This is a genomic window from Ruegeria sp. CDSB029 (assembly GCF_059611125.1).
In genome coordinates this window covers 194,499-218,863 of record NZ_JBXWOX010000007.1, presented here as the reverse complement: position 1 = coordinate 218,863, position 24,365 = coordinate 194,499, and the positions used below count along the sequence as shown (strand labels likewise).

25 protein-coding genes are annotated in these 24,365 nt (G+C 58.6%); 18 read left to right on the top strand and 7 right to left on the bottom strand.

Annotation, left to right across the window (positions count from 1 at the left end; genetic code table 11):
* Nucleotides 1–44: 44 nt before the first annotated feature.
* Genes AC2FI8_RS11190 through AC2FI8_RS11175 form a run of 4 tightly spaced genes read left to right on the top strand, consistent with a single transcriptional unit; the run spans nucleotide 45 to nucleotide 3,811 of the window.
* The gene (locus tag AC2FI8_RS11190) at nucleotides 45–329 is read left to right on the top strand and encodes a cupin domain-containing protein (RefSeq protein WP_496734228.1); all 285 of its coding nucleotides are present in this window, start codon (nucleotides 45–47) and stop codon (nucleotides 327–329) included.
* On the top strand, nucleotides 326–1,432 hold the full coding sequence (locus tag AC2FI8_RS11185) for a mandelate racemase/muconate lactonizing enzyme family protein (protein WP_496779048.1): 1,107 nt from the start codon (nucleotides 326–328) through the stop codon (nucleotides 1,430–1,432). The genes AC2FI8_RS11190 and AC2FI8_RS11185 overlap by 4 nt, the downstream gene beginning before the upstream one ends.
* Nucleotides 1,429–2,532 (top strand): mandelate racemase/muconate lactonizing enzyme family protein, encoded by a 1,104-nt coding sequence (locus tag AC2FI8_RS11180; RefSeq protein WP_496779046.1) that lies wholly within the window; start codon nucleotides 1,429–1,431, stop codon nucleotides 2,530–2,532. Before AC2FI8_RS11185 ends, AC2FI8_RS11180 begins: the two co-directional genes overlap by 4 nt.
* Before the next feature lies 1 nt (nucleotide 2,533).
* Nucleotides 2,534–3,811 (top strand): aspartate aminotransferase family protein, encoded by a 1,278-nt coding sequence (locus AC2FI8_RS11175; RefSeq protein ID WP_496779044.1) that lies wholly within the window; start codon nucleotides 2,534–2,536, stop codon nucleotides 3,809–3,811.
* Between the two features lie 216 nt (nucleotides 3,812–4,027).
* On the opposite strand, the gene hemC is transcribed toward AC2FI8_RS11175, so the two are convergent.
* Nucleotides 4,028–4,996 carry a hydroxymethylbilane synthase gene (hemC, locus tag AC2FI8_RS11170; RefSeq protein WP_496779042.1) on the bottom strand — a complete coding sequence of 323 codons (969 nt, stop codon included), beginning with the start codon at nucleotides 4,994–4,996 and terminating at the stop codon, nucleotides 4,028–4,030.
* A 107-nt stretch (nucleotides 4,997–5,103) separates the two neighbouring features.
* Between hemC and hemE the strand changes: the two genes are divergently transcribed.
* Entirely contained in the window at nucleotides 5,104–6,147 is a 1,044-nt protein-coding gene (gene hemE, locus AC2FI8_RS11165; RefSeq protein WP_496779041.1) for a uroporphyrinogen decarboxylase, read from the top strand.
* A 47-nt stretch (nucleotides 6,148–6,194) separates the two neighbouring features.
* Here the strand turns inward: hemE and AC2FI8_RS11160 are convergent, their stop codons facing one another.
* Nucleotides 6,195–7,304 carry a CaiB/BaiF CoA transferase family protein gene (locus AC2FI8_RS11160; RefSeq protein WP_496779040.1) on the bottom strand — a complete coding sequence of 370 codons (1,110 nt, stop codon included), beginning with the start codon at nucleotides 7,302–7,304 and terminating at the stop codon, nucleotides 6,195–6,197.
* Between the two features lie 339 nt (nucleotides 7,305–7,643).
* Between AC2FI8_RS11160 and AC2FI8_RS11155 the strand changes: the two genes are divergently transcribed.
* The 6 genes from AC2FI8_RS11155 (at nucleotide 7,644) to uvrC (ending at nucleotide 14,330) form a co-directional block, all read left to right on the top strand.
* Nucleotides 7,644–8,573 carry an ABC transporter ATP-binding protein gene (locus AC2FI8_RS11155; protein ID WP_058273632.1) on the top strand — a complete coding sequence of 310 codons (930 nt, stop codon included), beginning with the start codon at nucleotides 7,644–7,646 and terminating at the stop codon, nucleotides 8,571–8,573.
* Nucleotides 8,570–9,331, top strand: a complete 762-nt coding sequence (locus AC2FI8_RS11150) for an ABC transporter permease (protein WP_496727270.1) — start codon at nucleotides 8,570–8,572, stop codon at nucleotides 9,329–9,331. Before AC2FI8_RS11155 ends, AC2FI8_RS11150 begins: the two co-directional genes overlap by 4 nt.
* Before the next feature lie 104 nt (nucleotides 9,332–9,435).
* The gene (locus tag AC2FI8_RS11145) at nucleotides 9,436–10,233 is read left to right on the top strand and encodes a S49 family peptidase (protein ID WP_496779037.1); all 798 of its coding nucleotides are present in this window, start codon (nucleotides 9,436–9,438) and stop codon (nucleotides 10,231–10,233) included.
* A 168-nt stretch (nucleotides 10,234–10,401) separates the two neighbouring features.
* Nucleotides 10,402–11,364, top strand: a complete 963-nt coding sequence (locus tag AC2FI8_RS11140; RefSeq protein ID WP_496779035.1) for a calcium/sodium antiporter — start codon at nucleotides 10,402–10,404, stop codon at nucleotides 11,362–11,364.
* A 21-nt stretch (nucleotides 11,365–11,385) separates the two neighbouring features.
* On the top strand, nucleotides 11,386–12,165 hold the full coding sequence (locus tag AC2FI8_RS11135) for an SDR family oxidoreductase (protein ID WP_496779033.1): 780 nt from the start codon (nucleotides 11,386–11,388) through the stop codon (nucleotides 12,163–12,165).
* Between the two features lie 326 nt (nucleotides 12,166–12,491).
* Nucleotides 12,492–14,330 carry an excinuclease ABC subunit UvrC gene (uvrC, locus tag AC2FI8_RS11130; protein ID WP_496779031.1) on the top strand — a complete coding sequence of 613 codons (1,839 nt, stop codon included), beginning with the start codon at nucleotides 12,492–12,494 and terminating at the stop codon, nucleotides 14,328–14,330.
* Here uvrC and AC2FI8_RS11125 read toward each other — a convergent pair.
* The gene (locus AC2FI8_RS11125) at nucleotides 14,327–15,211 is read right to left on the bottom strand and encodes a DMT family transporter (protein WP_496779029.1); all 885 of its coding nucleotides are present in this window, start codon (nucleotides 15,209–15,211) and stop codon (nucleotides 14,327–14,329) included. The genes uvrC and AC2FI8_RS11125 overlap by 4 nt on opposite strands.
* A 178-nt stretch (nucleotides 15,212–15,389) precedes the next feature.
* Here AC2FI8_RS11125 and pgsA point away from each other — a divergent pair, with 178 nt between their 5' ends.
* The 3 genes from pgsA to AC2FI8_RS11110 are packed head-to-tail and all read left to right on the top strand — an operon-like array spanning nucleotide 15,390 to nucleotide 16,755.
* Entirely contained in the window at nucleotides 15,390–16,058 is a 669-nt protein-coding gene (gene pgsA, locus AC2FI8_RS11120) for a CDP-diacylglycerol--glycerol-3-phosphate 3-phosphatidyltransferase (protein ID WP_496727277.1), read from the top strand.
* 3 nt (nucleotides 16,059–16,061) lie between these two features.
* Entirely contained in the window at nucleotides 16,062–16,307 is a 246-nt protein-coding gene (moaD, locus tag AC2FI8_RS11115; protein ID WP_496727279.1) for a molybdopterin converting factor subunit 1, read from the top strand.
* Between the two features lie 4 nt (nucleotides 16,308–16,311).
* Nucleotides 16,312–16,755, top strand: a complete 444-nt coding sequence (locus AC2FI8_RS11110) for a molybdenum cofactor biosynthesis protein MoaE (protein WP_496727281.1) — start codon at nucleotides 16,312–16,314, stop codon at nucleotides 16,753–16,755.
* Nucleotides 16,756–16,804: 49 nt separating this feature from the next.
* Here AC2FI8_RS11110 and AC2FI8_RS11105 read toward each other — a convergent pair whose 3' ends face one another.
* The 4 genes from AC2FI8_RS11105 to ubiA form a co-directional block, all read right to left on the bottom strand.
* Nucleotides 16,805–17,335 (bottom strand): hypothetical protein, encoded by a 531-nt coding sequence (locus AC2FI8_RS11105; protein ID WP_496727282.1) that lies wholly within the window; start codon nucleotides 17,333–17,335, stop codon nucleotides 16,805–16,807.
* A 172-nt stretch (nucleotides 17,336–17,507) separates the two neighbouring features.
* Complete coding sequence (locus AC2FI8_RS11100; RefSeq protein ID WP_058273621.1) at nucleotides 17,508–17,828, bottom strand: hypothetical protein; 321 nt, start codon at nucleotides 17,826–17,828, stop codon at nucleotides 17,508–17,510.
* Nucleotide 17,829: 1 nt separating this feature from the next.
* Nucleotides 17,830–19,764, bottom strand: a complete 1,935-nt coding sequence (locus tag AC2FI8_RS11095) for an OmpA family protein (RefSeq protein ID WP_496779027.1) — start codon at nucleotides 19,762–19,764, stop codon at nucleotides 17,830–17,832.
* A 65-nt stretch (nucleotides 19,765–19,829) separates the two neighbouring features.
* A complete protein-coding gene (gene ubiA / locus AC2FI8_RS11090; RefSeq protein ID WP_496779025.1) occupies nucleotides 19,830–20,792 on the bottom strand; it encodes a 4-hydroxybenzoate octaprenyltransferase in 963 nt (320 codons plus the stop codon).
* Between the two features lie 12 nt (nucleotides 20,793–20,804).
* On the opposite strand from ubiA, the gene AC2FI8_RS11085 reads away from it, so the two are divergent.
* The 4 genes from AC2FI8_RS11085 to AC2FI8_RS11070 all read left to right on the top strand — a co-directional run bounded on the left by AC2FI8_RS11085 (nucleotide 20,805) and on the right by AC2FI8_RS11070 (nucleotide 24,334).
* Nucleotides 20,805–21,530 carry a 16S rRNA (uracil(1498)-N(3))-methyltransferase gene (locus tag AC2FI8_RS11085; protein WP_496767685.1) on the top strand — a complete coding sequence of 242 codons (726 nt, stop codon included), beginning with the start codon at nucleotides 20,805–20,807 and terminating at the stop codon, nucleotides 21,528–21,530.
* Nucleotides 21,527–22,375 (top strand): GNAT family N-acetyltransferase, encoded by an 849-nt coding sequence (locus AC2FI8_RS11080; protein WP_496767683.1) that lies wholly within the window; start codon nucleotides 21,527–21,529, stop codon nucleotides 22,373–22,375. Before AC2FI8_RS11085 ends, AC2FI8_RS11080 begins: the two co-directional genes overlap by 4 nt.
* On the top strand, nucleotides 22,372–22,899 hold the full coding sequence (locus AC2FI8_RS11075; protein WP_496727287.1) for a hypothetical protein: 528 nt from the start codon (nucleotides 22,372–22,374) through the stop codon (nucleotides 22,897–22,899). Before AC2FI8_RS11080 ends, AC2FI8_RS11075 begins: the two co-directional genes overlap by 4 nt.
* A 64-nt stretch (nucleotides 22,900–22,963) precedes the next feature.
* Nucleotides 22,964–24,334, top strand: a complete 1,371-nt coding sequence (locus AC2FI8_RS11070; protein WP_058273615.1) for a glutamate--cysteine ligase — start codon at nucleotides 22,964–22,966, stop codon at nucleotides 24,332–24,334.
* The last annotated feature ends 31 nt before the right edge of the window (nucleotides 24,335–24,365 follow it).

The following is a 24,365-nucleotide window of genomic DNA, read 5'->3' as shown; positions in this document are numbered from 1 at the left end:
TGTGTTGGGAAATGGCCCAGTATGCCGATTGAGGAGTTCCGTTTATGAGACCGCAAGCCGAAGCCACTCAGATGATTGATGACGCCCGCGTGCGTGTGACGCGATTTGACTTTGCACCGGGGGCCGAAACGGGATGGCATCGTCACGCAATGGATTACGTCATCACCGCCGTAACCGATTGCCATATGCGGCTGGAACTGCCCGATGGTTCGGTCAACGACGTAACGGTTGCTGCGGGAGTAACTTATCGCCGCGACGAGGGTGTCGAACACAACGTGATCAATGCCGGGGACGCGCCGATGACCTTTGTTGAAGTGGAACTGAAATGAAAATCACTCGTCTTTCAGTCTACCATGTCGACCTACCGCTTGAGCATCCGTATTGGCTGTCTGGTGGCCGGTTGAAGTTTGAAACGCTCGACGCAACGATTGTAAAGATCGAAACCGATTCAGGTCTGACCGGTTGGGGCGAGGGTACTCCGTGGGGCCACACATATGTCCCGGCACACGGGCCGGGTATTCGCGCCGGGATTGAGACGATGGCGCCATTCATTCTTGGCCTTGATCCGCGACGGGTGCTGGATGTCGAACGGGCGATGGATATCGCTCTGCCAGGCCATCTTTATGCCAAAAGCCCCATTGATATGGCATGCTGGGATATTGCGGGTCAGGCCGCCGGTCTGCCAATTGCCGATCTGATGGGCGGCGGGTCTCGCACGCCGCGCCCGATTGCCTCGTCGGTCGGTGCGAAGACCGTCGAAGAAACGCGCGAAGTGATGGAGCGCTATCGCAGCCGCGGCTACGTTGCGCATTCGGTTAAAATCGGTGGGGATGTAGAACGCGACATTGCGCGCGTCCGCGATGTCGAAAGCATCCGACGCCCCGGTGAGATCGTCCTTTATGACGTCAACCGTGGCTGGACGCGGCAGCAAGCCCTGCGGGTGATGAGCGCCTGTGAGGACCTGAATGTGATGTTTGAACAACCCTGCGAGTCGCTGGACGATATCGCCGCGATCTCGGGCCGCCACGCCTCACCCGTTTCAGTGGATGAAAGTCTTGTGACCCTGCAAGACGCCGCCCGCATTGCCCGCGAAGGGTTGGCTGAGGTGTTCGGAATAAAACTGAACCGCGTCGGCGGCCTGACCAAGGCTGCACGTATCCGGGACATCGCGTTGGCGCATGGAATCGACATGTTCGTGATGGCCACCGGTGGTTCGGTTCTGGCCGATACCGAGGCGCTGCATCTGGCTGCGACAATTCCGGATGAAAATTGCCACGCCGTCTGGGCGTGCCAGGACATGATCACCGTCGATGTCGCTGGCGGGCGAGGCCCCCGCAATATCGACGGCCACCTGCACTTGCCGGAAACGCCGGGACTTGGCGTGCAACCTGACGAGAATGCGTTGGGCGATCCTGTCGGGGTATACCAGTGAAGATCACCAAGATAACCCTTTGGTCCGTCGACCTTACCAGCCACGAGACCTATCATATGGCCGAGGGTAAGACCTGTGCGACCGTGATCTCTCATATCCTGAGCCTTGAGACGGATACGGGCCTACAGGGTTGGGGCGAGGTCTGTCCGATCCCGCATTACCTGCCAGCTTTTGCGGGCGGAGTGCCAAGCGCGATTGCTGAGATGGGTCCCGAGATCTTGGGCATATCCCCTTACGGGGTGGACGCGCCAATGCGTAAGCTGGAAGGTTTCCTGCAGGGACATCGCTATGCCAAGTCCATAGTCGACATCGCGCTTTGGGATTTGTTCGGGCAGGCAACGGGCCAGCCGGTCTATGCGTTGCTGGGTGGGCGGACGCGGAAGGACATGCCGCTGTATCACTCGATCACCTGCATCGCGCCAGATGACATGGCGCGGATCGCTAAGACGGCTTACCAGACCGGCATTCGCCAGTTTCAGGTCAAGCTGGGGGTCGAAGGCGACTGGCAGGCCGACGCCGAGCGTTTGACCAAAGTGCGTGAGGCCGTGGGACCGGGGCCTCTGGTCTATGGTGACTGGAATTGCGGTGCATCACGCCTGCACGCCACGCGAACGGGCCGGGCGGTGGCGCACTTGGATGTGATGCTGGAACAGCCCTGCAAAACACTTGAGGACTGTGCCGCGGTTCGACGGGCCACTGGCTTACCTATGAAGATAGACGAGAACGCCCATGATCTGGCGTCGCTGCGGCGTGCATATGAGCTGGGCTGCATGGATGCCGTCGCTTTGAAACTGTCAAAGTTCGGCGGGTTGTCGGCCATGCGCCGGGCGCGCGATCTGATCGTGCATTTCGGGGCCGAAATCTGCGCCGAATGTACCTGGGGCTCGGATATTGTCACAGCTGCATCGCTGCATTTTGCGGCCTCGACCCCGCACGGGTCACTGATGAACACTTGCGACCTGTCATCTTATGTTGCGCCTCGCATTTGCCCCGACGCACCAAACCGTGAAAACGGCCGGATTGCCCCGCCCGAAGGACCGGGGTTAGGTGTTGTGCCGAACCCGGAGGTTCTTGGCCCGCCAGTATTGGAGATCGTTTGAGATGCTGAAAATCAACACCCAAACCGAATGGATCGCCCGCGCGAATGAGGTACTGCCCGCCGGTGGGTTTGGTAATTTCGACCCCGGTATCGTCATCGCGCGCGGCGAAGGCAGCCGGGTCTGGGATGAGGATGGCAATGAATATGTGGACTACCTGATCGGTTCCGGTCCGATGTTGCTGGGCCATGGTCATCCCGAGGTCATGGAAGCCGTGCTGGAACAACTGCCCAAGGGCATGACCTTCTTTGCCAACAACGCGCGGGGTATCGAACTGGCCGAAGCGATTGTTGACGCGGTGCCGTGTTGCGAGCAGGTCCGCTTTGTCGCTGCGGGTGGTGAGGCGGATATGTACGCCATCCGTCTGGCCCGTGCCTATACTGGCCGTAGCAAGATCCTGAAGTTCGAAGGCGGCTATCATGGGATGAGCGCCGAGGCACAGATGAGCCTGGCCCCCAGCCGCCACGTCAACTTCCCCCAAGCTGTCCCGGACAGCGCGGGCATTCCCGACAGTGTGGCCGAGCAGATGCTGATCGCGCCCTTCAATGATCTTGATGCGGTGGCCAATCTACTGGCCGAGCATGATGACGTTGCCGCTATCATGGTTGAGCCGTTGCAACGAATTGTTCCTCCGGCACCCGGATACCTTCAGGGGTTGCGCGATCTTTGCGACAAGCACAGTGTTTTGCTGATTTTCGATGAAATCGTCACCGGATTCCGTTTGGCCTATGGCGGTGCGCAAGAGAAATATGGCGTGACGCCTGATATCTGCACCTTGGGCAAAATCATCGGCGGCGGCTTCCCTTTGGCGGCGCTGGGCGCAAGCACCGAGATCATGCAGCATTTCGACAAAGCGAAAGTAGGCGAGGTAGGCTGGCTGATGCAATTGGGCACGCTGTCGGGTAACCCCGTCGCATCGGCTGCCGGGTTGAAGACAATGGAGGTTTTGCGGCGCGACGGCATGTATGACCATCTGCGTGAAATCGGTGCCCAGCTTCAACAGATGCAGATGGATGCGCTGACCGGGGCTGGCATCCCGCATCAGATCTGCGGGGACGAAACGCTGTTCGACATCTATTTCACCGATGCGGACTGTCGCGACTACCGCAGCGCCAAACATGATGACCCCCGACGAAACGCTGTCTACAACGATTCGCTGCGCGCGCATGGGATTTTCAAAGCCCCCGGCAAACTCTATCCGTCTTTGGCCGTGACCCAAGCAGACCTGGATCAGACGCGGATGGCCGTTGAGAAAGCGGTTCAGGCGATCAGCGCAGAATAGAGGTCACAAGGTCATAAAAATAAGCGGGCCGCCGTCATTTCTGACAGCGGCCCTAACTGGTTGGATTTCAGGGTCTGGTCTCGCCCCCTCGAATACCACTTAAAAGAGAACGGACTAAAAAAACTTTCGACTATTTCGAGACCGACCCGACTTCACAACCGGTATGAATACTTTATGCACCATCGACGGCACTGTTTCAGTGAAGTAGTTCACTTTTCATAAACTTTTTTTTTTCCAATCAAAAAAGCCTGGGCCTGCCTGTTTCAGCAGGGATTCTGCCATGGCGCGACCTATTTCAGGGCCATCTGCGACCGACCCAGTGGTGTCCTCGGATATGGATTCGGATCCGTCGGGGCGCAAAACCTCACCGCGCAGGCGTAGTTGATCACCTTTTATTTCTGCCAAACCCGCGATCGGCGTTTCGCAAGAGCCGTCCAAAGCGGTCAGCAATGCGCGTTCCGCCGCCAAACGCTGCCCGGTCTCAGCGTGGTGGATGGCCTCGAGCATTTCAGCCGCACGGGAATCGTCGATACGGCGCTCGATGCCGATCGTGCCCTGGGCAATGGCGGGCAGCATGTCTTCGGCGGCGATGGCGGTTGCGGGAACCTCCTCCATATTCAGACGCCGGATGCCCGCCATGGCAAGAAACGTGCAATCGGCTACACCATCTGCCAGCTTCTTGAGGCGCGTTTGAACATTGCCCCGGAACTCGACCACATTCAGGTCCGGGCGACGGTTCAACAATTGTGCCCGCCGCCGCAGCGATGAGGTGCCCACAACTGCACCCTGCGCGAGGTCACGAATCGAGCTCAGGCTGGGTGAGATAAAGGCGTCTCGCACATCTTCGCGCGGCAGAAACGTGTCCAGGACCAGACCTTTTGGCTGTTCAACCGGCATGTCCTTGGTGGAATGCACCGCGATGTCGATATCTCCGCGCAGCATCGCCTCTTCGATTTCCTTGGTGAACAGGCCCTTGTTGCCAATCTCTTTCAGTGGGCGGTCCGCATCAATCATGGCGCGGTTGTCACCAGTGGTCTTGATCACCACAATCTCGAACGCGTCTTCGGGCAGATCAAAGGCTTTGCCCAGCCGTTGCCGGGTTTCATAGGCTTGTGCCAGCGCCAGCGGTGAGCCACGAGTGCCGATCTTGAGCGGTGATGCGGGGGTTGGCAGGGTCAAAGTCATGGGCACAGCTTTAGTCGCGTCACATTGCCCTGACAATGGGGGCAGAGCTTGACAAATTGCCACTGAGGCACGACCCGTTGCGACAAACCTGACGATTGGGGACAAAGATGGCCGAGACAAAGAAACTGCTGCGGGCGCTGGCGGGTGAGGTGCAGGACGTGCCGCCGATCTGGATGATGCGGCAGGCCGGGCGGTATCTGCCCGAATATCGCGCGACTCGGGCACAGGCCGGGGATTTTCTGTCTTTGTGCTATAACCCCGAACTGGCCGCCGAGGTGACATTGCAACCGATCCGCCGCTACAGGTTCGACGCAGCGATCCTGTTTGCGGATATCCTGCTGGTGCCACAAGCGCTGGGTGCGGACCTGTGGTTTGTCACTGGCGAGGGACCAAGGCTGTCGACGATCACCCGGCAATCTGATTTCGACGCGCTAAAGCCTGTGTCGGATATCCATGAGACGCTGTCGCCCGTATATGACACCGTACGCATCCTGTCCCGCGAATTGCCCTCCCAGACAACGCTGATTGGTTTTGCAGGCGCGCCGTGGACTGTGGCGACCTACATGATTGCCGGGCGGGGTACACCGGACCAAGGACCGGCCCACGCGTTGCGTGAAGAGAACACGGCCTTGTTCGAGGCGTTGCTGGACCGGATCACACTGGCAACGATCGAGTATCTCTCGGCCCAGATCGAGGCCGGAGCGGAGGTGGTCAAGATCTTTGACAGCTGGGCGGGGTCGTTGAAGGGCACCGCGTTTCAGAAATACGCGGTCGAGCCTTGCCGCGTGATTACACAGGCCATCAAAGCGCGCCATCCCGGTATCCCGGTGATCGGCTTCCCGCGCGAAGCAGGTGATGGTTACAAAGGTTTTGCCAAGACCACCGGCGTGGATTGCGTCGCGCTGGACAACTCTGTGTCGCCGGATTGGGCGGTCGAGCATGTGCAGGTGGATGGCTGCGTTCAGGGCAATCTGGCCTCGTCACACATGGTGACCGGCGGACAGGCGCTGGTGGATGAGACGCGTCAGATCGTCGAGGCGTTCTCGAAAGGACCGCATATCTTTAATCTGGGCCACGGGATCACACCCGATGCCGATCCCGATAATGTTCAGCTGATGATCGACACGGTGCGGTCGTGGCGGGACGCGTAGAGGGGCCAGCCCCACTTGGATTTTGGCCAACTCACCCAGGGAGATTTTTAGCCAGGTGAGGGGTCAGGAGGCGCGTCGATAGACAGCTGATCCAGAATGTCCTGCCTGTGTTCGCCTCGGCGGGGGCTGGGTTTGGGCTGCCATGTCTCGGTCGAAAAGCGGGGTGCGGCCGCGGCCTGCAATGCGCCGTCATGGTCGATCCAGGTTTGGCGCGCGGCGTTCATGGGATGGGCTTGCGCCTCGACCGGGTCGAGTACGGGCGCGACGCAGGCGTCGGATCCCTGGAACATATCGGCCCAGTGGGCGCGGGGTTTGCTGGCAAAAATTTCTGAGAGTCGCTGTGTGAGTTTGGGCCAAAGTGCCGGAACATATTGGTTTTTGAATTCGGGATCGCCTGAGAGCCCCAGTTTTTGCAGGAATTCGGCGTAGAACTTGGGTTCAAGACACTGGACGGTCATGAACCCCCCGTCCAGACACGCGTAGGTGCGGCTCCAATGCGGGCCGTCCAACAGGCTGTGACCACGCGTCTCAGACAGATTTCCGGATTGGCGCATGCTCATCAACAGGTTCATCATGTGGGCTGAGCCGTCATAGATGGCCGCATCAACCACGGTGCCCTGTCCGGTCCGCTGCGCGTTGAGAATCCCGGCTAGAATTCCGGTGACAAGATACATGGCACCGCCGCCAATATCCCCGACCAGAGTCGCAGGGGTCTGCGGGGGCTGGCCCGCGGCCGAGGCGTACCACAATGCCCCGGACAGAGAGATATAGTTCAGATCGTGCCCGGCAGTTGCGGAGAGCGGGCTGTCCTGACCCCATCCGGTCATGCGACCATAGACCAGTTTGGGGTTGGTTTCCTGAAAAGCGTCGGGGCCAAGCCCCAGCTTTTCCATCACACCTGGGCGAAACCCTTCGATCAGCGCGTCGGCCGAGGCCATCAGGCGTCTTGCGATGTCCAGATCGGCTGTATCCTTCAAATTCAGATCAATCGAGCGTTTGCCGCGATCCAGGACGGATTGCTCGGGCATACCAGGTCCGGCAGGCTGGCCCTTGCGGTGGATCGTGATGACGTCCGCCCCCAGATCGGCCAGTAACATGGCTGCAAAAGGACCTGGCCCCAAACCTTCAACTTCAATGATCCGTATTCCGCTGAGCATGGGCCTTCTCCTTTTGGCGCAAGTTTTCGGGGATGCCCAGGGATTGCAAGACCAGATTCAACTGACTGTGATAGTGCGCCTGCATCCGCCGCAGCGTTTGATGTTGGCCGCAATTGAACCGCACGGTGCCCGCAGCCTATCGGCAAGGACAACATTATGCGCGTTTGCCTGATGCGTGTTTGCTAATTGAGCATGTACACAAGCGGACTACCGAATGGCGGCGGTGCCGCAGACCTGACACAGCCGCGCGCCCACAAAAAAGCGCAGAACAATGTGCGGAATTGACCTGTTCTGTGCCGGGCCGTCGGGGTAGTGTCCCCGCCAGAACAGGGAATGTGCATGACAACTATTCTGTCCATCAGGGATTTGCGTAAGTCCTATGCCGACGGATTCGAGGCGCTCAAAGGGGTGTCCTTGGATATCGAGCAGGGCGAAATTCTGGCGTTGCTGGGCCCGAATGGGGCTGGCAAGACGACCCTAATTTCCACCGTGTGCGGCATAACCACTCCGACTTCTGGCACCGTTACTGTAGGTGGGCATGACATCCAGACCGAATTTCGTGCAGCGCGGCGGATGATCGGGCTGGTGCCGCAGGAAATCGCGCTTGAGCCGTTTGAGAAAGTTTGGAACACGGTCCGGTTCTCTCGCGGCCTGTTCGGATATGGCAGCGACAACGCCCGGATCGAAGAGATCCTGCGCAAGCTGTCTTTGTGGGACAAGCGTAAAAACGCGATCAAGGAACTGTCCGGCGGCATGAAGCGCCGCGTGCTGATTGCCAAGGCCCTGGCACATGAGCCGCGCGTGCTGTTCCTGGATGAGCCGACCGCCGGCGTAGATGTCGAACTGCGCAAGGATATGTGGGAGATCGTGGCCGAGCTGAAAAAGGCCGGGGTAACCATCATCCTGACGACACATTACATCGAAGAGGCCGAAGCCATCGCCGACAGGGTAGGTGTGATCGACAAGGGTGAGCTGCGGCTGGTCCAGGACAAGAACACCCTGATGGCCCAGATGGGCAAGAAACAGATCGAGGTTATGCTGGCCGATCCTATCCAGGCCATTCCCGACAGTCTGGCTGTGCATAACCTGACGTTGAACGGCAATGGCGACGCGCTGGTCTATACCTATGACACCCACGCGGACCGCACTGGGATCACCACTTTGCTGAACGACGTGGCGCAGGCGGGGCTTGTTCTGCGCGACGTGCAGACCCGGCAGTCGAGCCTGGAAGAGATTTTCGTGAACCTGGTATCCGGAGAACCCGCATGAACTGGTCTGCCATCGCAGCAATCTACCGGTTCGAAATGGCCCGATTCTTCCGCACTCTGGCACAGAGCTTTCTGTCGCCGGTCCTGTCGACCTCATTGTATTTTGTGGTCTTCGGCACTGCGATCGGCAGCCGCATCCAAGAGGTCGAGGGTGTATCTTATGGCGCGTTTATCGTGCCGGGGCTTATCATGTTGTCCGTTGTGATGCTGGCAATCTCGAACGCGTCTTTCGGGATCTACTTCCCGAAATTCCTTGGTACGATCTACGAACTGTTGTCGGCGCCAGTAAATTTTATTGAGATCGTAATAGGTTACGTCGGGGCCGCCGCCACCAAGTCGTTGTTTGTCGGGTTGGTAATCTTGGTGACAGCGACATTCTTCGTGGACATACGTATCGAACATCCCTTTGCGATGGCAGCGTTCCTGATCCTGTCCTGCCTCAGTTTTTCGCTGTTGGGCTTTATCGTGGGGATATGGGCCAGCAACTTTGAACAAATATCTTTGGTGCCTCAACTGGTTATCACGCCACTGATCTTTCTGGGCGGCACGTTCTATTCGATCTCGATGCTGCCGCCGGTGTGGCAGACGATCACCCTGTTCAATCCGGTTGTTTACCTGATTTCCGGGTTCCGCTGGTCGTTTTACGGGTTGGCCGATGTCCCGATCGGATTCAGCCTGCTGGCGATTCTGGTCTTCACGGGGACTTGTCTGGCTGTGATCGGCTGGATCTTCAAAACCGGTTGGCGTATTCGCAGCTAGGGCGTTGCATTTTTGCCCGCCATGTGTGTGAATTTGGTTCACGTCACGTCTAAGGCTCGAACGGTCCCTTGTTTAGGGCTCAGCCGCACTCTACATCGGCACCCATGAAGCTCAGCCTGCCATTTGTCAAAAAGCAGCCCCTCGTGGCCGTGGTTCGCCTATCCGGCGCCATCGGAATGGCGGGGCGTGGATCGTTGAACGATACCGCGCTGGCCCCCGTTCTGGAAAAGGCGTTTCGCAAAGGTAAACCTGCGGCCGTGGCGCTTGAGATCAACTCGCCCGGTGGATCGCCGGTGCAAAGCTCTCTGATCGGGTCGCGAATCCGGCGGCTGTCGGAAGAGCTTGAGATCCCCGTTATTGCCTTCGTCGAAGACGTTGCAGCGTCTGGCGGCTACTGGCTGGCCGCTGCCGCCGACGAAATCTGGGCCGATGACAGCTCGGTCCTGGGGTCGATCGGTGTGATTTCGGCCGGGTTTGGCGCGCATGTCCTTCTGGCGCGGCAAGGCATCGAGCGGCGCGTACATACGGCGGGCAAATCAAAGTCAATGCTCGACCCGTTTTCGCCGGAAAAAGAAGAAGATGTCGCGCGACTTCAGGGCTTGCTGGGTGATATCCACGCGAACTTCATCGACCATGTCAAAGCCCGCCGCGGTGACAAGCTGGATCAAAGTGCGGATCTGTTCACGGGCGAGGTCTGGCTTGCCAGGCGTGCGCAAGAACTGGGCCTGATTGACGGCGTTGCACACCTGAGGCCAAAAATGCAGGAGCGGTTCGGCGACAAGGTGAAGTTCCGCCGCTATGGTCTGCGCAAACCGTTCTGGTCGCGGTTCGGGACCACACTTGCCCAGGACGCCATAACCGGAATTGAGGAGCGGGCGGCCTACGCGCGCTTTGGTTTGTGACGTGATCGTCAAGGTTGTCACCCTTTTCCTGATTGCCATGGGTGTCCTGGCGATGTTCGGCAAGTTGCGCTTTCCGGGGCAGAAGAAGTTGCAGTCTGCAAGATGTCCGCGCTGTGGACGGTTCAGTATCGGTAAGGGGCCTTGCTCCTGCGAAAAAGGAGGCCGTACATGACGGCATGGCTGTTATCCGGCCTCGGCTTGCTGATCTTGCTGCTGGCAGGTGATGCTCTGGTCCGTGGTGCAGTGAACCTGAGCCTGCGCCTGGGTGTACCAGCCCTGATCGTCAGCCTGACCATTGTGGCCTTTGGCACCTCGGCCCCCGAGCTGTTGATCGCGATCAGCGCGATCAAGGAAAACGCGCCGGGGATTGCGCTGGGTAACGTGGTCGGGTCGAATACGGCGAACATCTTGCTGGTTCTGGGTCTGCCAGCCTTGCTTGCCACGCTTCACACCAGTGAATGCAACACCAGAAGAAACTATGTGTTCATGTTACTGGCCACGGTGCTGTTCATCGGTCTGGCATTCTGCGGTGTATTCAATTTGGCTAGCGGCGCAATTTTGCTAGCTGCTTTGGGTTTGGTCCTGTTCAACGCATTCCGCGATGCGCGCGCGCATCGCAGAGCCTGCGGTGAAGCCTGCGGGGAAGAGGATGAGTTGGAAGGTCTGGAAGAGGCCGATCCGGACATGCCCTATTGGAAGCTATCGATCTATCTGGTCCTGGGCCTGATCGGCCTGCCGATGGGTGCACATCTTCTGGTCGACAACGCCACGATCATTGCCCGCACATATGGCGTCAGCGAAACGATTATCGGACTGACGCTGATCGCAGTTGGGACATCCTTGCCGGAACTGGCCACGACCGTCATGGCGGCCTTGCGCAGACAGGCGGATGTCGCCTTGGGCAACGTGATCGGGTCGAACATGTTCAACCTTTTGGCCATCGTCGGTATCGCCACTTTGTTTGGACGTATCCCTGTGGACCCGGAATTCCTGCGTTTCGATCTGTGGGTCATGCTGGGCGCATCGCTTCTGTTGATCCCGTTCGTGTTCTTGAAACAAGATATCACACGCGGCTGGGGTCTGGTGTTGACGCTGCTGTATGCCGTCTACATCGTCTCGCTGTTGGCGTGACCTGAAGATAGGGGGAAATCCATGGCCCGAGCATTAGTGACCGGTGCAGGTATTCGTCTTGGTCGGGCAATGGCCCTGTATCTGGCAAAGCGGGGATATGACGTCGCCGTGCACTATGCGACGTCTGAACAACCTGCCGCCGAGACCGTAGCCGAGGTGCAGGCGCTTGGGCGCAAGGCGGTCGCCTTGCACGCCGATCTGCTGGATGAGGCGCAGGTCCTGACCTTGCTGCCCCGTGCGGCAGAGGCGTTGGGTGGACCAATCACCTGTCTGGTGAACAACGCATCGATTTTTGAATACGACGGCCTTCAAACCGCCACGCGGCAAAGCTGGGACCGGCATCTCGACAGCAACCTGCGCGCGCCATTCGTTCTGACGCAGGCCATGGCTGCGCAGGGGCTGAAGCCGGGCACGGACGAGGCGGGCGAACCTGTTGCCACCGGCCTGATCGTCAACATGGTCGATATGCGGGTGCGCAAGCTCACGCCAGAGTTCATGACCTATACGATTGCCAAAATGGGTCTGTGGGCCTTGACCCGAACCTCGGCGCAGGCGCTCACGCCAGCGATCCGCGTCAATGCGATCGGGCCAGGACCAACGATGCAGGGCCACCGGCAAAGCGAAGAACACTTTCAGGCGCAGCGCGCAAACACGGTTCTGGAACGCGGGTCGAACCCGTCAGATATCACTGCCGCCTTGGGCTATTTCCTAGATGCGCACGCGGTCACGGGGCAGCTTTTATGCGTCGACGGTGGGCAGCATCTGGGGTGGAAAACGCCGGACGTTCTGGGCCTTGAATAAGTAAAACTGCTGTAAGTTTTGCACCGCTCTCATTTCTGTTACCTACTCGTTACAAAAATGTCTTTTTTTTCATACACTTGCCTTGTGAATGAAAATATTTACAATAAAAACAATAGGTTAAATATTTGCTTATTTTTTGTGCAAATCAAGGATTCCTTAATGAAACAAGGGAAATTTGCCAAGCTCAGAAACTTATCTTCACACTTATCCACAGAAACCGTGGATTTGTTTTCTCTTGATCTGAAGGCCACAAGATTGCAGCCATGGTCAGAGAATCATATCTCAGGCAAATGACGACAGACAGCGACCCGACCCAAGACACTCAAATGACCGGCTATGCGTGCATTCAGCGGTATCTGAAAACGCTGGACAGTTCCCCCGGTGTGTATCGCATGTTGGATGCGGACAGCCGGGTTCTGTACGTGGGCAAAGCGCGTAATCTCAAGGCGCGTGTGTCGAACTATGCGCGGCCGGGGCATTCGGGGCGGATTGAGCGGATGATCGCGGCGACAGCCTCGATGATGTTCCTGACCACAAGGACTGAGACCGAGGCGCTGTTGCTGGAACAGAACCTGATCAAGCAGCTCAAGCCCAAGTACAACGTGCTGCTGCGCGACGACAAAAGCTTTCCCAATATTCTGGTCGCCAAGGACCATGCCTTTCCGCAGATCAAAAAGCACCGTGGCGCGAAGAAAGAGAAGGGGACCTATTTCGGCCCCTTCGCCAGTGCAGGCGCGGTCAATCGGACGTTGAACCAGCTGCAAAAGGCGTTTCTGTTGCGCAATTGCTCGGATTCCATGTTTGACGGCCGCACGCGGCCCTGTCTGCTTTATCAGATCAAGCGGTGCTCGGGGCCATGCGTTGGTCTGATCTCGGATGACGAATACGGCGAAAGCGTCAAAGATGCCGAGCGGTTCCTGTCGGGGCGGTCGACCAAAGTGCAAGAGGAGCTGGCCGAACAGATGATGGCCGCGTCCGAGGCGATGGAGTTCGAACGTGCCGCCGGGCTGCGAGATCGCATTCGGGCGCTGACGCAGGTGCAGACTTCGCAGGGCATCAATCCGCGCGGTGTGGCTGAGGCGGATGTGATTGGCCTTTATATGGACAGCGGGCAGGCTTGTGTTCAGGTGTTCTTTATCCGCGCCAATCAAAACTGGGGAAACAAGGATTTCTATCCTCGTGTCGGTGCGGATGTGTCCGCGGCTGAGGTGATGGAGGCTTTCCTTGGCCAGTTCTACGACAACAAGGAACCGCCGCGGCAACTGATCCTTTCGGATGCCGTCGAAAACGCTGACCTGATGCAAGAAGCACTAAGCGAGAAGGCGGGACGCAAGGTCGAAATTTTGGTGCCTCAACGGGGTGAGAAACAGGAACTGATTGCAGGGGCCTTGCGCAACGCGCGGGAATCCTTGGCCCGTCGGATGTCGGAAAGCGCCACGCAGGCCAAGCTGTTGCGTGGCGTGGCCGAAGCGTTTGATCTGGACAGCCCGCCGAACCGGATCGAGGTTTACGATAACTCTCATATCCAAGGCACCAACGCTGTTGGTGGGATGATCGTGGCAGGCCCAGAAGGGTTCATGAAAAATGCCTATCGAAAGTTCAACATTCGGGGCGACGACCTGACCCCTGGTGACGATTTCGGGATGATGAAAGAGGTTCTGACCCGCCGCTTTACCCGCTTGCAAAAAGAGGATCCGGATCGTGACAAGGGATTGTGGCCCGACCTGTTGCTAATCGACGGCGGCGCGGGGCAGGTGAGTGCTGTGCGCGAAATCATGGTCGAGCATGGGGTCGAAGATATCCCTATGGTCGGTGTTGCAAAGGGGGTTGATCGTGATCACGGTAAAGAAGAGTTCCACCGTACCGGTCAGCGCCCCTTTGCATTAAAACGCAACGACCCGGTGCTATATTTTATTCAGCGCCTGCGGGATGAGGCGCACCGGTTTGCAATCGGCACTCACCGTGCCAAACGGGCCAAAGCGGTCGGCGCGACGCCGTTGGACGAAATCCCCGGAGTTGGTGCCGCGCGTAAGCGTGCATTGCTGGCGCATTTTGGCAGTGCCAAGGCGGTCAGCCGGGCCAATCTGGCGGATTTGAAAGCGGTCGAGGGGATCTCAGCCGGGTTGGCGCAAAAGGTCTACGACTTCTTCCACGACAAAGGCTAGGCCTTGCGCCCGCGCCACAATATGTACAGGCCCGAGGCGACGATCAGCGAACTGCCGATCCACATCGTCTGGTCGAGATCCTCGCCAAAGAAGACCACACCCAGGGCGACACCAAACAGCAGGCGGGAATAGCGGAAGGGCGTGACAGCGGATACTTCTCCCGTCCGCATGGCTTTCATCAAGGAACCGTATGCGATTGCGCCAAGGCCTACGGCTCCGGCGATATGCAGGCTTGTGAGCAACGGCACTGGCGCAATCGGGGCCTGTTCCCAAAAGCTGTAGGCAAACCCGGCGACAATCACGCTGACAAAGCCGTAGAACCCTAAAACTTCGGTTCCAAGGCTGGCGGGTGCGACCCGGCTGGCCAGATCGCGACCTGCAAATCCCAACATCCCCAGCACGGCCAGCAGGGACAGGATGGTGAAACTGTCACCAGTTGGTTGGATGATGATCACAACGCCGATCAGGCCAACGAGAATGGCGCTCCACCGCCGCCAACCAACGGTCTCTCCGAATAGCAGCGCGGCACAGGCGACGACCACAAGCGGGGTGGCCTGCAGGATAACGGTTGCAGATGACAAGGGCGTCAGTGTGATAGCCAGGACGTAGAACAGCCGTCCGAGAATTTCGAACACCGCGCGGATTTTCATCGCGGGCGACAGAACATCCGGTTGCAACAGCCGCGTGCCGCGTGCCATCGCGACACAGGCAAAGATCACCGCGCCACCCAATCCGAACAGGACAAGAATTTGCCAGACGGGCAAGGCAACCGCCGCCGCTTTCAGCAGCGCGTCTTCCAGTGCGAAACATGCCATCGCGCCGATCATCCATGCGCTACCGATAAGGTTCGCGCGCGCGTCGGTCTCAATATTTGGGGTCATCGGTTCGTCTTTGCCATTGGGCCTAATGGGCGGCACTCTGACGACAATCCGACCCGGGGCCAAGGCCAATAACCGCTGCCGCGCCGGACTGCGGCGCTTTGACCAAGCCTCTGTGATCGGTACAGTTTTTTTCCGCCCCGTCTTTCCTGTCCCCGGTCAGCGATGTAGGGTCTGCTTCATGAAGTGGAACCTGCCGAATATCCTGACCGTCCTGCGCCTGCTGGCCGCGCCCGGTCTGGCCGTAATGTTTCTGTATTTCACCAGACCCTATGCAGACTGGTTTGCGCTGATCCTGTTTCTGACGGCAGCCATTACCGACTGGTTCGACGGATATCTGGCGCGAGCGTGGAAACAGGAAACCAAGATCGGCGCCATGCTGGACCCGATTGCGGACAAGGCGATGGTGGTGATCGCGCTGATGATCCTTGTGGGTTACTCCGCTGAGCACTGGACGCCCTGGCTGGTGCTGCCAGCAACGGTCATCCTGTTCCGCGAAGTTTTTGTCTCAGGCCTGCGTGAATATCTGGGCGATACAGCCGGAACGCTGAAGGTCACAAAGCTGGCGAAATGGAAAACGACCGCGCAGATGGTGGCGATTGCCATTCTGTTTTCGCAGGGGATTTTCGAACACTATTTTGTGATGGCTACATTCGGCATGGATGCCGAAACAATGGATCTGGTCCTGACGGGTCAACTGGAAGACCTAAATCACATGCGCTGGCATCTCGAAGCGATGTTCTGGTCTGGCCGGATCGGGTTGTGGCTTCTGTGGATTGCGGCGGCGCTGACATTGATCACCGGCTATGACTACCTACGTAAAGCCATGCCCCATCTGAAGGAGAGCTAAGGGATGGATGTGCTGTATTTTGCCTGGGTGCGTGAACGGATCGGCCTGCCGAAAGAACGGATCGAGACCAAGGCCGCGACCGTATCCGATCTGGTCGCCGAGCTGAGCGCGCGCGAAGACCGCTATGCTGCCGCATTTGCGGACCTGTCCGCACTGCGCGTCGCTCTGGATCAGGAACTGTCCGATTTTGACGCATCGCTTGCTGGTGTGCGCGAAGTGGCTTTTTTCCCGCCAATGACCGGCGGCTAAAACCATGCGCATCGCGGTTCAGGAAGAAGAATTTGATCTTGGGGCCGAAGCCAATACCTTCGCTGCCGGAGACGATGCCAACGGCGCCATCGTGACCTTTACCGGCGTGGTGCGCGATCTGGCATCCGGTGATCTGGATGTGATGGAGATCGAGCATTACCCCGGTATGACCGAACGCGCGCTAACCAAAATAGCCAAAGAGGCACAGCAGCGCTGGTCGTTGGGCGATGTTCTGGTGATCCACCGCCACGGGCGCCTTGCCCCCGGGGACCGGATCATGATGGTGGCTACTGCCGCGCGGCACCGCAAGGATGCGTTTGAGGCGGCAGAATACCTGATGGATTACCTAAAATCCCGCGCGCCTTTCTGGAAAAAAGAAATCACCACATCCGGCGCGCAATGGGTCGCAGCCAAGGATGAGGATGAAGATGCGCTGACGCGGTGGTAGGTTCTGTGCCCGGCACCGGATTATCTGGTGCCGGGTCTATTATAGCGAGTTAGGTGCTTTGTTCGGTGTTACACTGCCGTGCGGCTTCGATGGCTTTTTTAGTACCATCCAGACTAACGGTGAATGCGAACTCTTTCTTCGGAAACACGGTCATTTCGTATTTGTTCATGACGTCATCCACAAACTGGGCGTTGTTCGCAAGGATGTATCCGCCTGTATATCCGTCGGCGAGATGCTTAGTCTTCTTGTGCGCCTCAGCTTCGTAGACGTTGCCGTCGAGTGACAGGAAGATCTTTTCTTTCTTACCCTTCAAGCCAATGTCGTTCTTCGTGAACACACCTAGATAGCCCATCTCGTGGTCTTTGGTCAGACCCATCTGAACAACGTTCTGGTTTTCGTCCATACGCTCGATCAGGCAGGACCCGCGGGAGTCATCCACAAAGATGGTCCAGCCGGATTCTTCGCCCCAGTTGGTGAAGGTATCATTCTCTGAAGGTATCACGTCACTTGACGCCCAGACGGCGGCGCCGGTGAAGATGCTTAGAGTTGCAGCAGCAGTTAATGATGATTTGAAATTCATAGTACACTCCAATTTTCTGGATAGTGAACAGTGATGTGCATGTGTAAAAATGCACCAATTCCTAATATTGAATTTGTTGTAGGAATTGAAGGCGATTGCCTCGGATCGGCTGATTTGTGCCGAAGGTGCAGTCGGCCCCAACCGGGGTCAGCTATTAAGCCCGGGGCTGGGATCAATCCGCGTTGTTGATACGCCCGCGTAGTTCTTCGGCCTCTTGCCGCGCCGCGCGCAGGCCGTCCATGGCGGCTGCCAATTCGGCCTCGGTCTGGGTCAGCTGGTTGGTCAGTTCGGCCTCGCGCTGCTGCAGATAGGTGATCGCCTGATCGCGGGTTTCTTCTGCCTCGTGCAGTTCCTGGCTCATGCGGTCCAGATCGGCGACGTCGCTTTGGCGGACGCGCGACAGGCGATGGGCCAGCCAGTTGGCGAACCACCCCATGCAAAAGGCGGCAAACAATATGACGGCGGTCGCGATAATGAATTCGATTCTGTTCAATTTACTGGTCCCCTGCGCCCGAGTCGGTTTCCGCATCCGTTTCCGGGGCTTCGGCCTCTGGCTCTGCGTCTTGTGACGTCTCTGTTTCGTCTTCCATCGCTTCCAGCGCGGTTTGAGATTCGGCGGTGGATTCGGGCCGGATCAGGCGGAATTCGATGCGTCTGTTTTCTTCGCGTCCGGCCTCGGTGTCATTGTCGGCGATTGGCTGGGTTTCACCATAGCCCAAGGCGGTAAAGCTGGCTGTGGGCACGCGCCGCGCGCGCAGCTCATTTAAGATAGATTGTGCCCGTGACTGGCTGAGCTGCTGGTTCATCTCTTCGCGGCCCTGGCCGTCAGTGTGGCCCTGAATCTCCAGTCGGATGGGTCCGCATTCCCGCAGGATGTCGGCGATCTGATTGACCGTATCGCGCGAGTCGGCGGCGACCGTGGCAGAGCCCGGTTCAAAGGCGATTTTCGAACCCGCCTGAACCTCGGCGATGCGCTCTTCGCAAACATCCGGGTCGGGTAGCTTGTCTGCGGGCTCGGGTGGCTTTTGATAGGTGATCGACAGGCTGAAATCCTGTGCCTCGCCTAGTTTCTCCGACAACAGCCCAGAAATATAAGCCCGGGTTTTGGGATCGTGGCTGATGCCGTTCAGAACCACTTCGTCCGGTGTCACGGTCAGCGCGCCGTTGTGCAGTTGCGACAGTGACTCAAGCCCGCTGAGGACGCGAATGGACCAATCAGCAGGCAGGTCAGGGGCGATGCGGGTGGCCGTATGAACGTGCTCGGAACCAAACGCGGCACGGGCATAGCTGTCGACCATGTCGCGAAGGGTTTCATCCCCCAGCCGGCCGCGCATTTGCACCAGACCTTCGGGGCTGCGTGTCGCTGAAAATTCGGGCGGGCCGGATTGGTTTTCCGTTTCGGGTTCTGGCAGAACCGCGTGCAGGGCAAAGACCTCGGGCAGTGCGTTTTCCAGTTCGCCGATCACCTGGTCGAACACCGCGGTACTTGTACCTTCAGCCGCGACCAGAGTGATGTCGGCGTCCGATAAAGTAACCGTACCCTGACCGATGTCTGACAAGGCCCGAATGCTGAGCACAGCAGCGTCGGGCCAACGTGGAGACGGTTCGCCCAGACCGATGGTGCAGGAATAAGGCCCGGTCAGACCAGCATCCTGGGCGGCTGCGACGATCCGGTCCCGCGCCTTTTCATCCTGGGCTGAGCAGGCGTCGAAACGCCCGCCGTTTTCGTCGATCAGATAACGCAAAGTAAAGGGCGTAATGACCGGGCGAGGTGCCGAGATGGACAGGCCTATGCGTAGGCTCGGCAGTGCCGCGCGGGTTAGTTCTTGTTCGAGCCGCTCCTTTTCCTGCTGACTGTCGGCAATTGCGGTCACCTTCACAAGCCCGGGGCTGGCCGAGATTTTGGCCCGAGGCAACCGGGTCAGCGCTTCGACCGCATAAGTAATCGCTTCGTCCCAGCCTTTCGGCTTTGGATAATCGGCGGTTTCCAACAAATCTGAGACCGGTCCGTCATTCAGTCTGCGCAATCTCTCTGTCAGCGCGTCACGATCTTCGCTGGCCGGGATCAGGCCAATAACCGATATTCCGCTGTCATTGCGAAGAATCTCGGCTGAAAAGCGTGGCGAGGCCAGCTGCGTCGTGGGCGCGACTTCCATTTCGTCAATGACGCGCGAGGTGTCGACCTCGGTCCCTGCCGCTGTCAGAGCGTTGAATCGTGTGGCCTCATCCGAAGCCGTACCGGTCAGAACGACCCGCAGCCCGTCCGATTGGACCTCGGCCCAGTCGTGACCCTTCAGGTCCAGCGCACGTCGCACGGCGAACTCCGAGGCTTCTTCGACTTTTGTCACGGCAAAACTTGCCGCCAACAGAGACAGCCCTGCGGACACAAGGAAGACAAAGGCAACGACGAAGACATAAGGCAGGCGCATGTGCGAACTATCGACTCCTCGGGTGAGTGTTCGGAACTCTTACAGAGGGCTAGGCCCGGGTGCAATCAGAGCAACAAGGCGACGCAAAGGAAGATCAGCGGAATAAGGCCGGTGTCACGGTTGGCGCGGAACAATTGCAGCAGTTTGGCGTTGTCTTCGATATCAAGCCCCCGCAATTGCCATGCCATGTGCCACCCCATCGCCCAAGGCCCGCCAAGTGCCACCACCAAGGCGATGATTGATGCTTGAGTCGTTGCCGCGTCGATTATTGCCAGCCCCATCAGCGCCACGGTGGCGATCAGGAAATATTTCAACCATCGCGCAGTGTCGGTTCCAAACAGGCGAGCTGTGGATTTGATTCCGATCAGCTCGTCATCCTCAGCGTCCTGATGGGCATAGATCGTATCGTAGAACAGCGTCCATGCGATCCCGGCTAGGTACAGCGTGATTGCGGGTATACCCACGGTTCCCGTGTGGGCAGCCCAGGCCAGCAGGATGCCCCAGTTGAAGGCCAGCCCCAGAAACACCTGCGGCCACCAGGTGAATCGCTTGGCAAAGGGGTAGATCGTCACCGGCAACAGCGACAGTACGCCCATCGCAATTGCGGCCTGGTTGAATGTCAACAGAATCATCAGCGCCAGCAGGCATTGTAGCCCCATCCAGATCACTGCCTGCCGCACGCTGACCTGACCCGATGGAATCGGGCGGGATCGGGTGCGCTCCACCTGACCGTCAAATTCGCGGTCGGTGATGTCGTTCCATGTGCAGCCCGCACCGCGCATCAGAAAGGCTCCGAAGGCGCAGCCGATGGCGATCCACAGATCCTCCCACCGCGGGGTGCCGTCGCTGAGGATAGCCAGCGCCAATCCCCACCAGCAGGGAATCAACAGCAACCACGTGCCGATGGGCCGGTCAGCGCGGCTCAGACGCAGGTAGGGGCGGGTGAAAGCGGGCGCATATGTATCGACCCAGTTGCCGCTGACAGCGTCGGCAACCTGACCGTCTGGTGTTGGGGCATTGCCTTGCATATGTAAGGTCTCATGAGTGCAAAGATCAGACTGTATGTAGAGCACCCTCTGGGTCAGGGGCAATCGGTTCCTTTGACGCGCGAGCAGGCCCATTACCTGTTTGGCGTCATGCGCCTGTCCGTCGGTGGACAGGTCGCGCTGTTCAATGGGCAGGACGGAGAGTGGCTGGCCGAGGTAACAGAGGCCGGCAAGCGGGGCGGCGTCTTGTCCTGCGTTGAGCAATCCAAACCGCTGCAGCTGCCGCCCGATCTATGGTTTCTGTTTGCGCCGATCAAAAAAACGCGCACTGACTTTATCGTTGAAAAAGCAGCCGAAATGGGCGCGGCGCGGATCATGCCGGTGCAGACGGAATTCACCAACTCGGAACGCATTCGTCAGGACCGCTTGCAGGCGCACGCCGTTGAGGCGACCGAGCAATGCGGTGGAACATTTGTGCCCGAGGTGGCTGATCTGCAGCGATTGGATCGCGTATTGGAAAGCTGGCCCGAAGGGCGGCAACTGATGTTCTGCGATGAGGCTGAGGTAGGCTCGGCTCTACGGCTGGCTGGCAATGAAACGGACCAACCCTGGGCTATTCTCATCGGCCCCGAAGGTGGCTTTTCCGAGCGTGAGCGCGCGCGGCTGGCTGCGCTGCCCTTTTCGCATGTGGTCAGCCTTGGCCCGCGCATCCTGCGCGCGGATACGGCTGCCGTAGCGGCGCTGACGATGTGGCAGCAGGCGCTGGGAGACTGGGTATGAACTGGCAAGAAGCGCAAGGCGCAGAGGTTCCAAAGATCGACAGGTTCCTGTTTGAACATATCCAGACGTCCATGTTCCTTCTGGCGAACCTGCGGGACTTCGGCTTGCGCGGCTCAGACCCGCGCGCCTTGAACTTGTGGACATTGGGTGATGATCCGAGGGCGATATTTGGAATCACAAATGAAGGTATGGTCCTGCCGCAATGCCCCGAATGCTCGGATGACGAATTGGCCCAGGCGATTCGCCTGATCCGGGGGCGCAGGTTGTTCGGTCTGGCGGCTGAGGCCACTCAAGCACGTCGGATCATGCAGCTTGCGGGATGGGAAGACCGCCCTGCAACCCTAAACAGTGACGAGCCGGGGTTCTCGCTGGAGCTGAATCAACTTGTCATGCCGGACGCCACCAGCGCGAAACTGGTGCCGCTGGATGAACTGGACCGATCCATAACAGTGGGATGGCGGCAAGACTATCTGATCGAAGCAATGGGCTTTGACCCCGAACGCGCGCAACCTCAGGCACAAAAAGATATCGCTGCCTATATCGAACGCGATTCCCATCGGGCCTTGCTGATTGATGGTCGGCCAGTAGGAATGACCGGGTTCAACTCGCGTTTGCCAGAGGTTGTCCAGATTGGCGGTGTTTATACGCCGCCCGATCTTCGGGGGCATGGATACGCGCGACTAGCAGTGGCGCTACATCTACGCGAGGCGCACAGCAACGGCGCAACCCGCGCTGTTCTGTTTGCCGCTAGCGATGCCGCCGCGCGTGCCTATATAGCAATAGGGTTCCGGCCAGCAGGCCATTATTCCCTGATTTTGTTCAAAAACCCTGAGGACACGGCATGAGTTTCATCCGACCCGAAGCCAAACTGGCCCTGTGGCGCTGGCGCGAAGTGCTGGTGGCAGGGGTCGTCTTGTTGGTCGGCCTCAGCTGGATCGGCGGACCCGGTGGATTGCTGGGTTGGCTGGGCTGGGTACTGATCGCGGTCTCGGTGGCGCTGGCCGTTATTGGCATTCAACGCGCCCGGTTCCGTACCGGTGCAGGTGGCCCCGGTCTGGTGACAATCGATGAAGGTCAGATCACTTATCTGGGACCGCTGACAGGCGGCATCGTTGCGACACGTGAAATCGAGCGCCTTGTGCTGGACCCGACATCGTCCCCGGCACATTGGATTTTGGATCAGCAGGGGCAGCCGACGCTTCACATTCCTGTGAATGCGGAAGGTGCCGAAGCGCTGTTTGATGTGTTCTCGGCCCTTCCGGGTTTGAAAACCGAACAAATGCTGTTGGAACTGAACGGTGGCGCGACGCATCCTGTGGTTATTTGGGAACGCACGCCTCTGCGTCCGGCCCATTTGAGGCTGCATTGACACTGGCGCGGTTTAAGACCACGACTGACCAAACGACAGACACATCAGGATCGGAGCACGGTTCATGTCCATTCCCCAGTCCGGCGGCGGACCGATCGAACGCCATGAGCAACTGGCCGAATATCTGGAATCGGGCTGCAAGCCCAAACAGGATTGGCGCATCGGAACCGAACATGAGAAGTTCGGTTATTGCAAAGACACGCTGAAACCGCTGCCCTTTGAGGGTGAGCGTTCCATTCTTGCCGTCCTGCAGGGTTTGCGTGATTTGCATGGCTGGGCCCCGGTGGAAGAGGCCGGCAAGCTGATCGGGCTGGAAAAAGACGGCGCCAATGTATCGCTGGAACCCGGCGGGCAGTTGGAATTGTCAGGCGCGCCGCTTGAGACCATTCATGAAACCTGTGACGAGGTGAACGCGCATCTGCGCGATGTGAAGGATATCGCGGACAAGATCGGTGTCGGTTTCATCGGCCTTGGGGCCGCCCCGATCTGGACCCACGAGGAAATGCCGCTGATGCCCAAGGGGCGTTACCGGCTGATGAATGACTACATGGAAAAAGTCGGCACCATGGGCCGGTCGATGATGCGCCGGACGTGTACGGTTCAGGTCAATATCGACTTTGGATCCGAGGCCGACATGGTGCAGAAACTGCGCGTCGCGCTGGCGTTGCAGCCTGTGGCAACGGCACTGTTTGCCAATTCCCCGTTCTTTGAGGGTAAGCCAAACGGCCAAAAAAGCTGGCGCAGCTATATCTGGCGTCATCTGGATGATGCGCGCACCGGTATGCTGCCCTTTGTGTTCGAAGACGGGTTCGGGTTCGAGGCTTGGGTCGAGTACGCCTTGGATGTGCCGATGTATTTCGTCTATCGCGACGGCAAGTATATCGACGCGCTGGGTCAGTCCTTCCGTGACTTTCTGCAAGGCAAACTGCCTGCATTGCCGGGCGAAACGCCAACGTTGTCTGACTGGGCGGATCACCTGACCACAGCATTCCCCGAGGCGCGGATCAAGAAGTTCATGGAGATGCGCGGGGCCGATGGTGGTCCCTGGCGGCGCCTGTGTGCCTTGCCCGCATTCTGGGTCGGTTTGACCTATGATCAAGGCGCGCTGGATGCGGCCTGGGATCTGGTCAAAGGCTGGGATGCCGAGACGCGCGAAGAGCTTCGGGTTGCCGCCGCCCGGGACGGCCTGCAGGCGCAGGTCGGCGACATCAACATGCACGATCTGGCTGGCGAGGTGGTTTCGATCGCCCAAGCCGGCTTGAAATCCCGCGCCTTTCCCGGTGCAGGTGGGTTGGTACCGGATGAAACGCATTTCCTGAATGCGCTCAAGGACAGTATCGAAACTGGCAAGGTTCCGGCGGACGAGTTGCTGGATCACTATAACGGCGACTGGAACGGCGATCTGACCCGGATTTATCCCGATTTCAGCTACTGACCGTCTTTTAGGTCTGTTGCCTTTAGGAGAG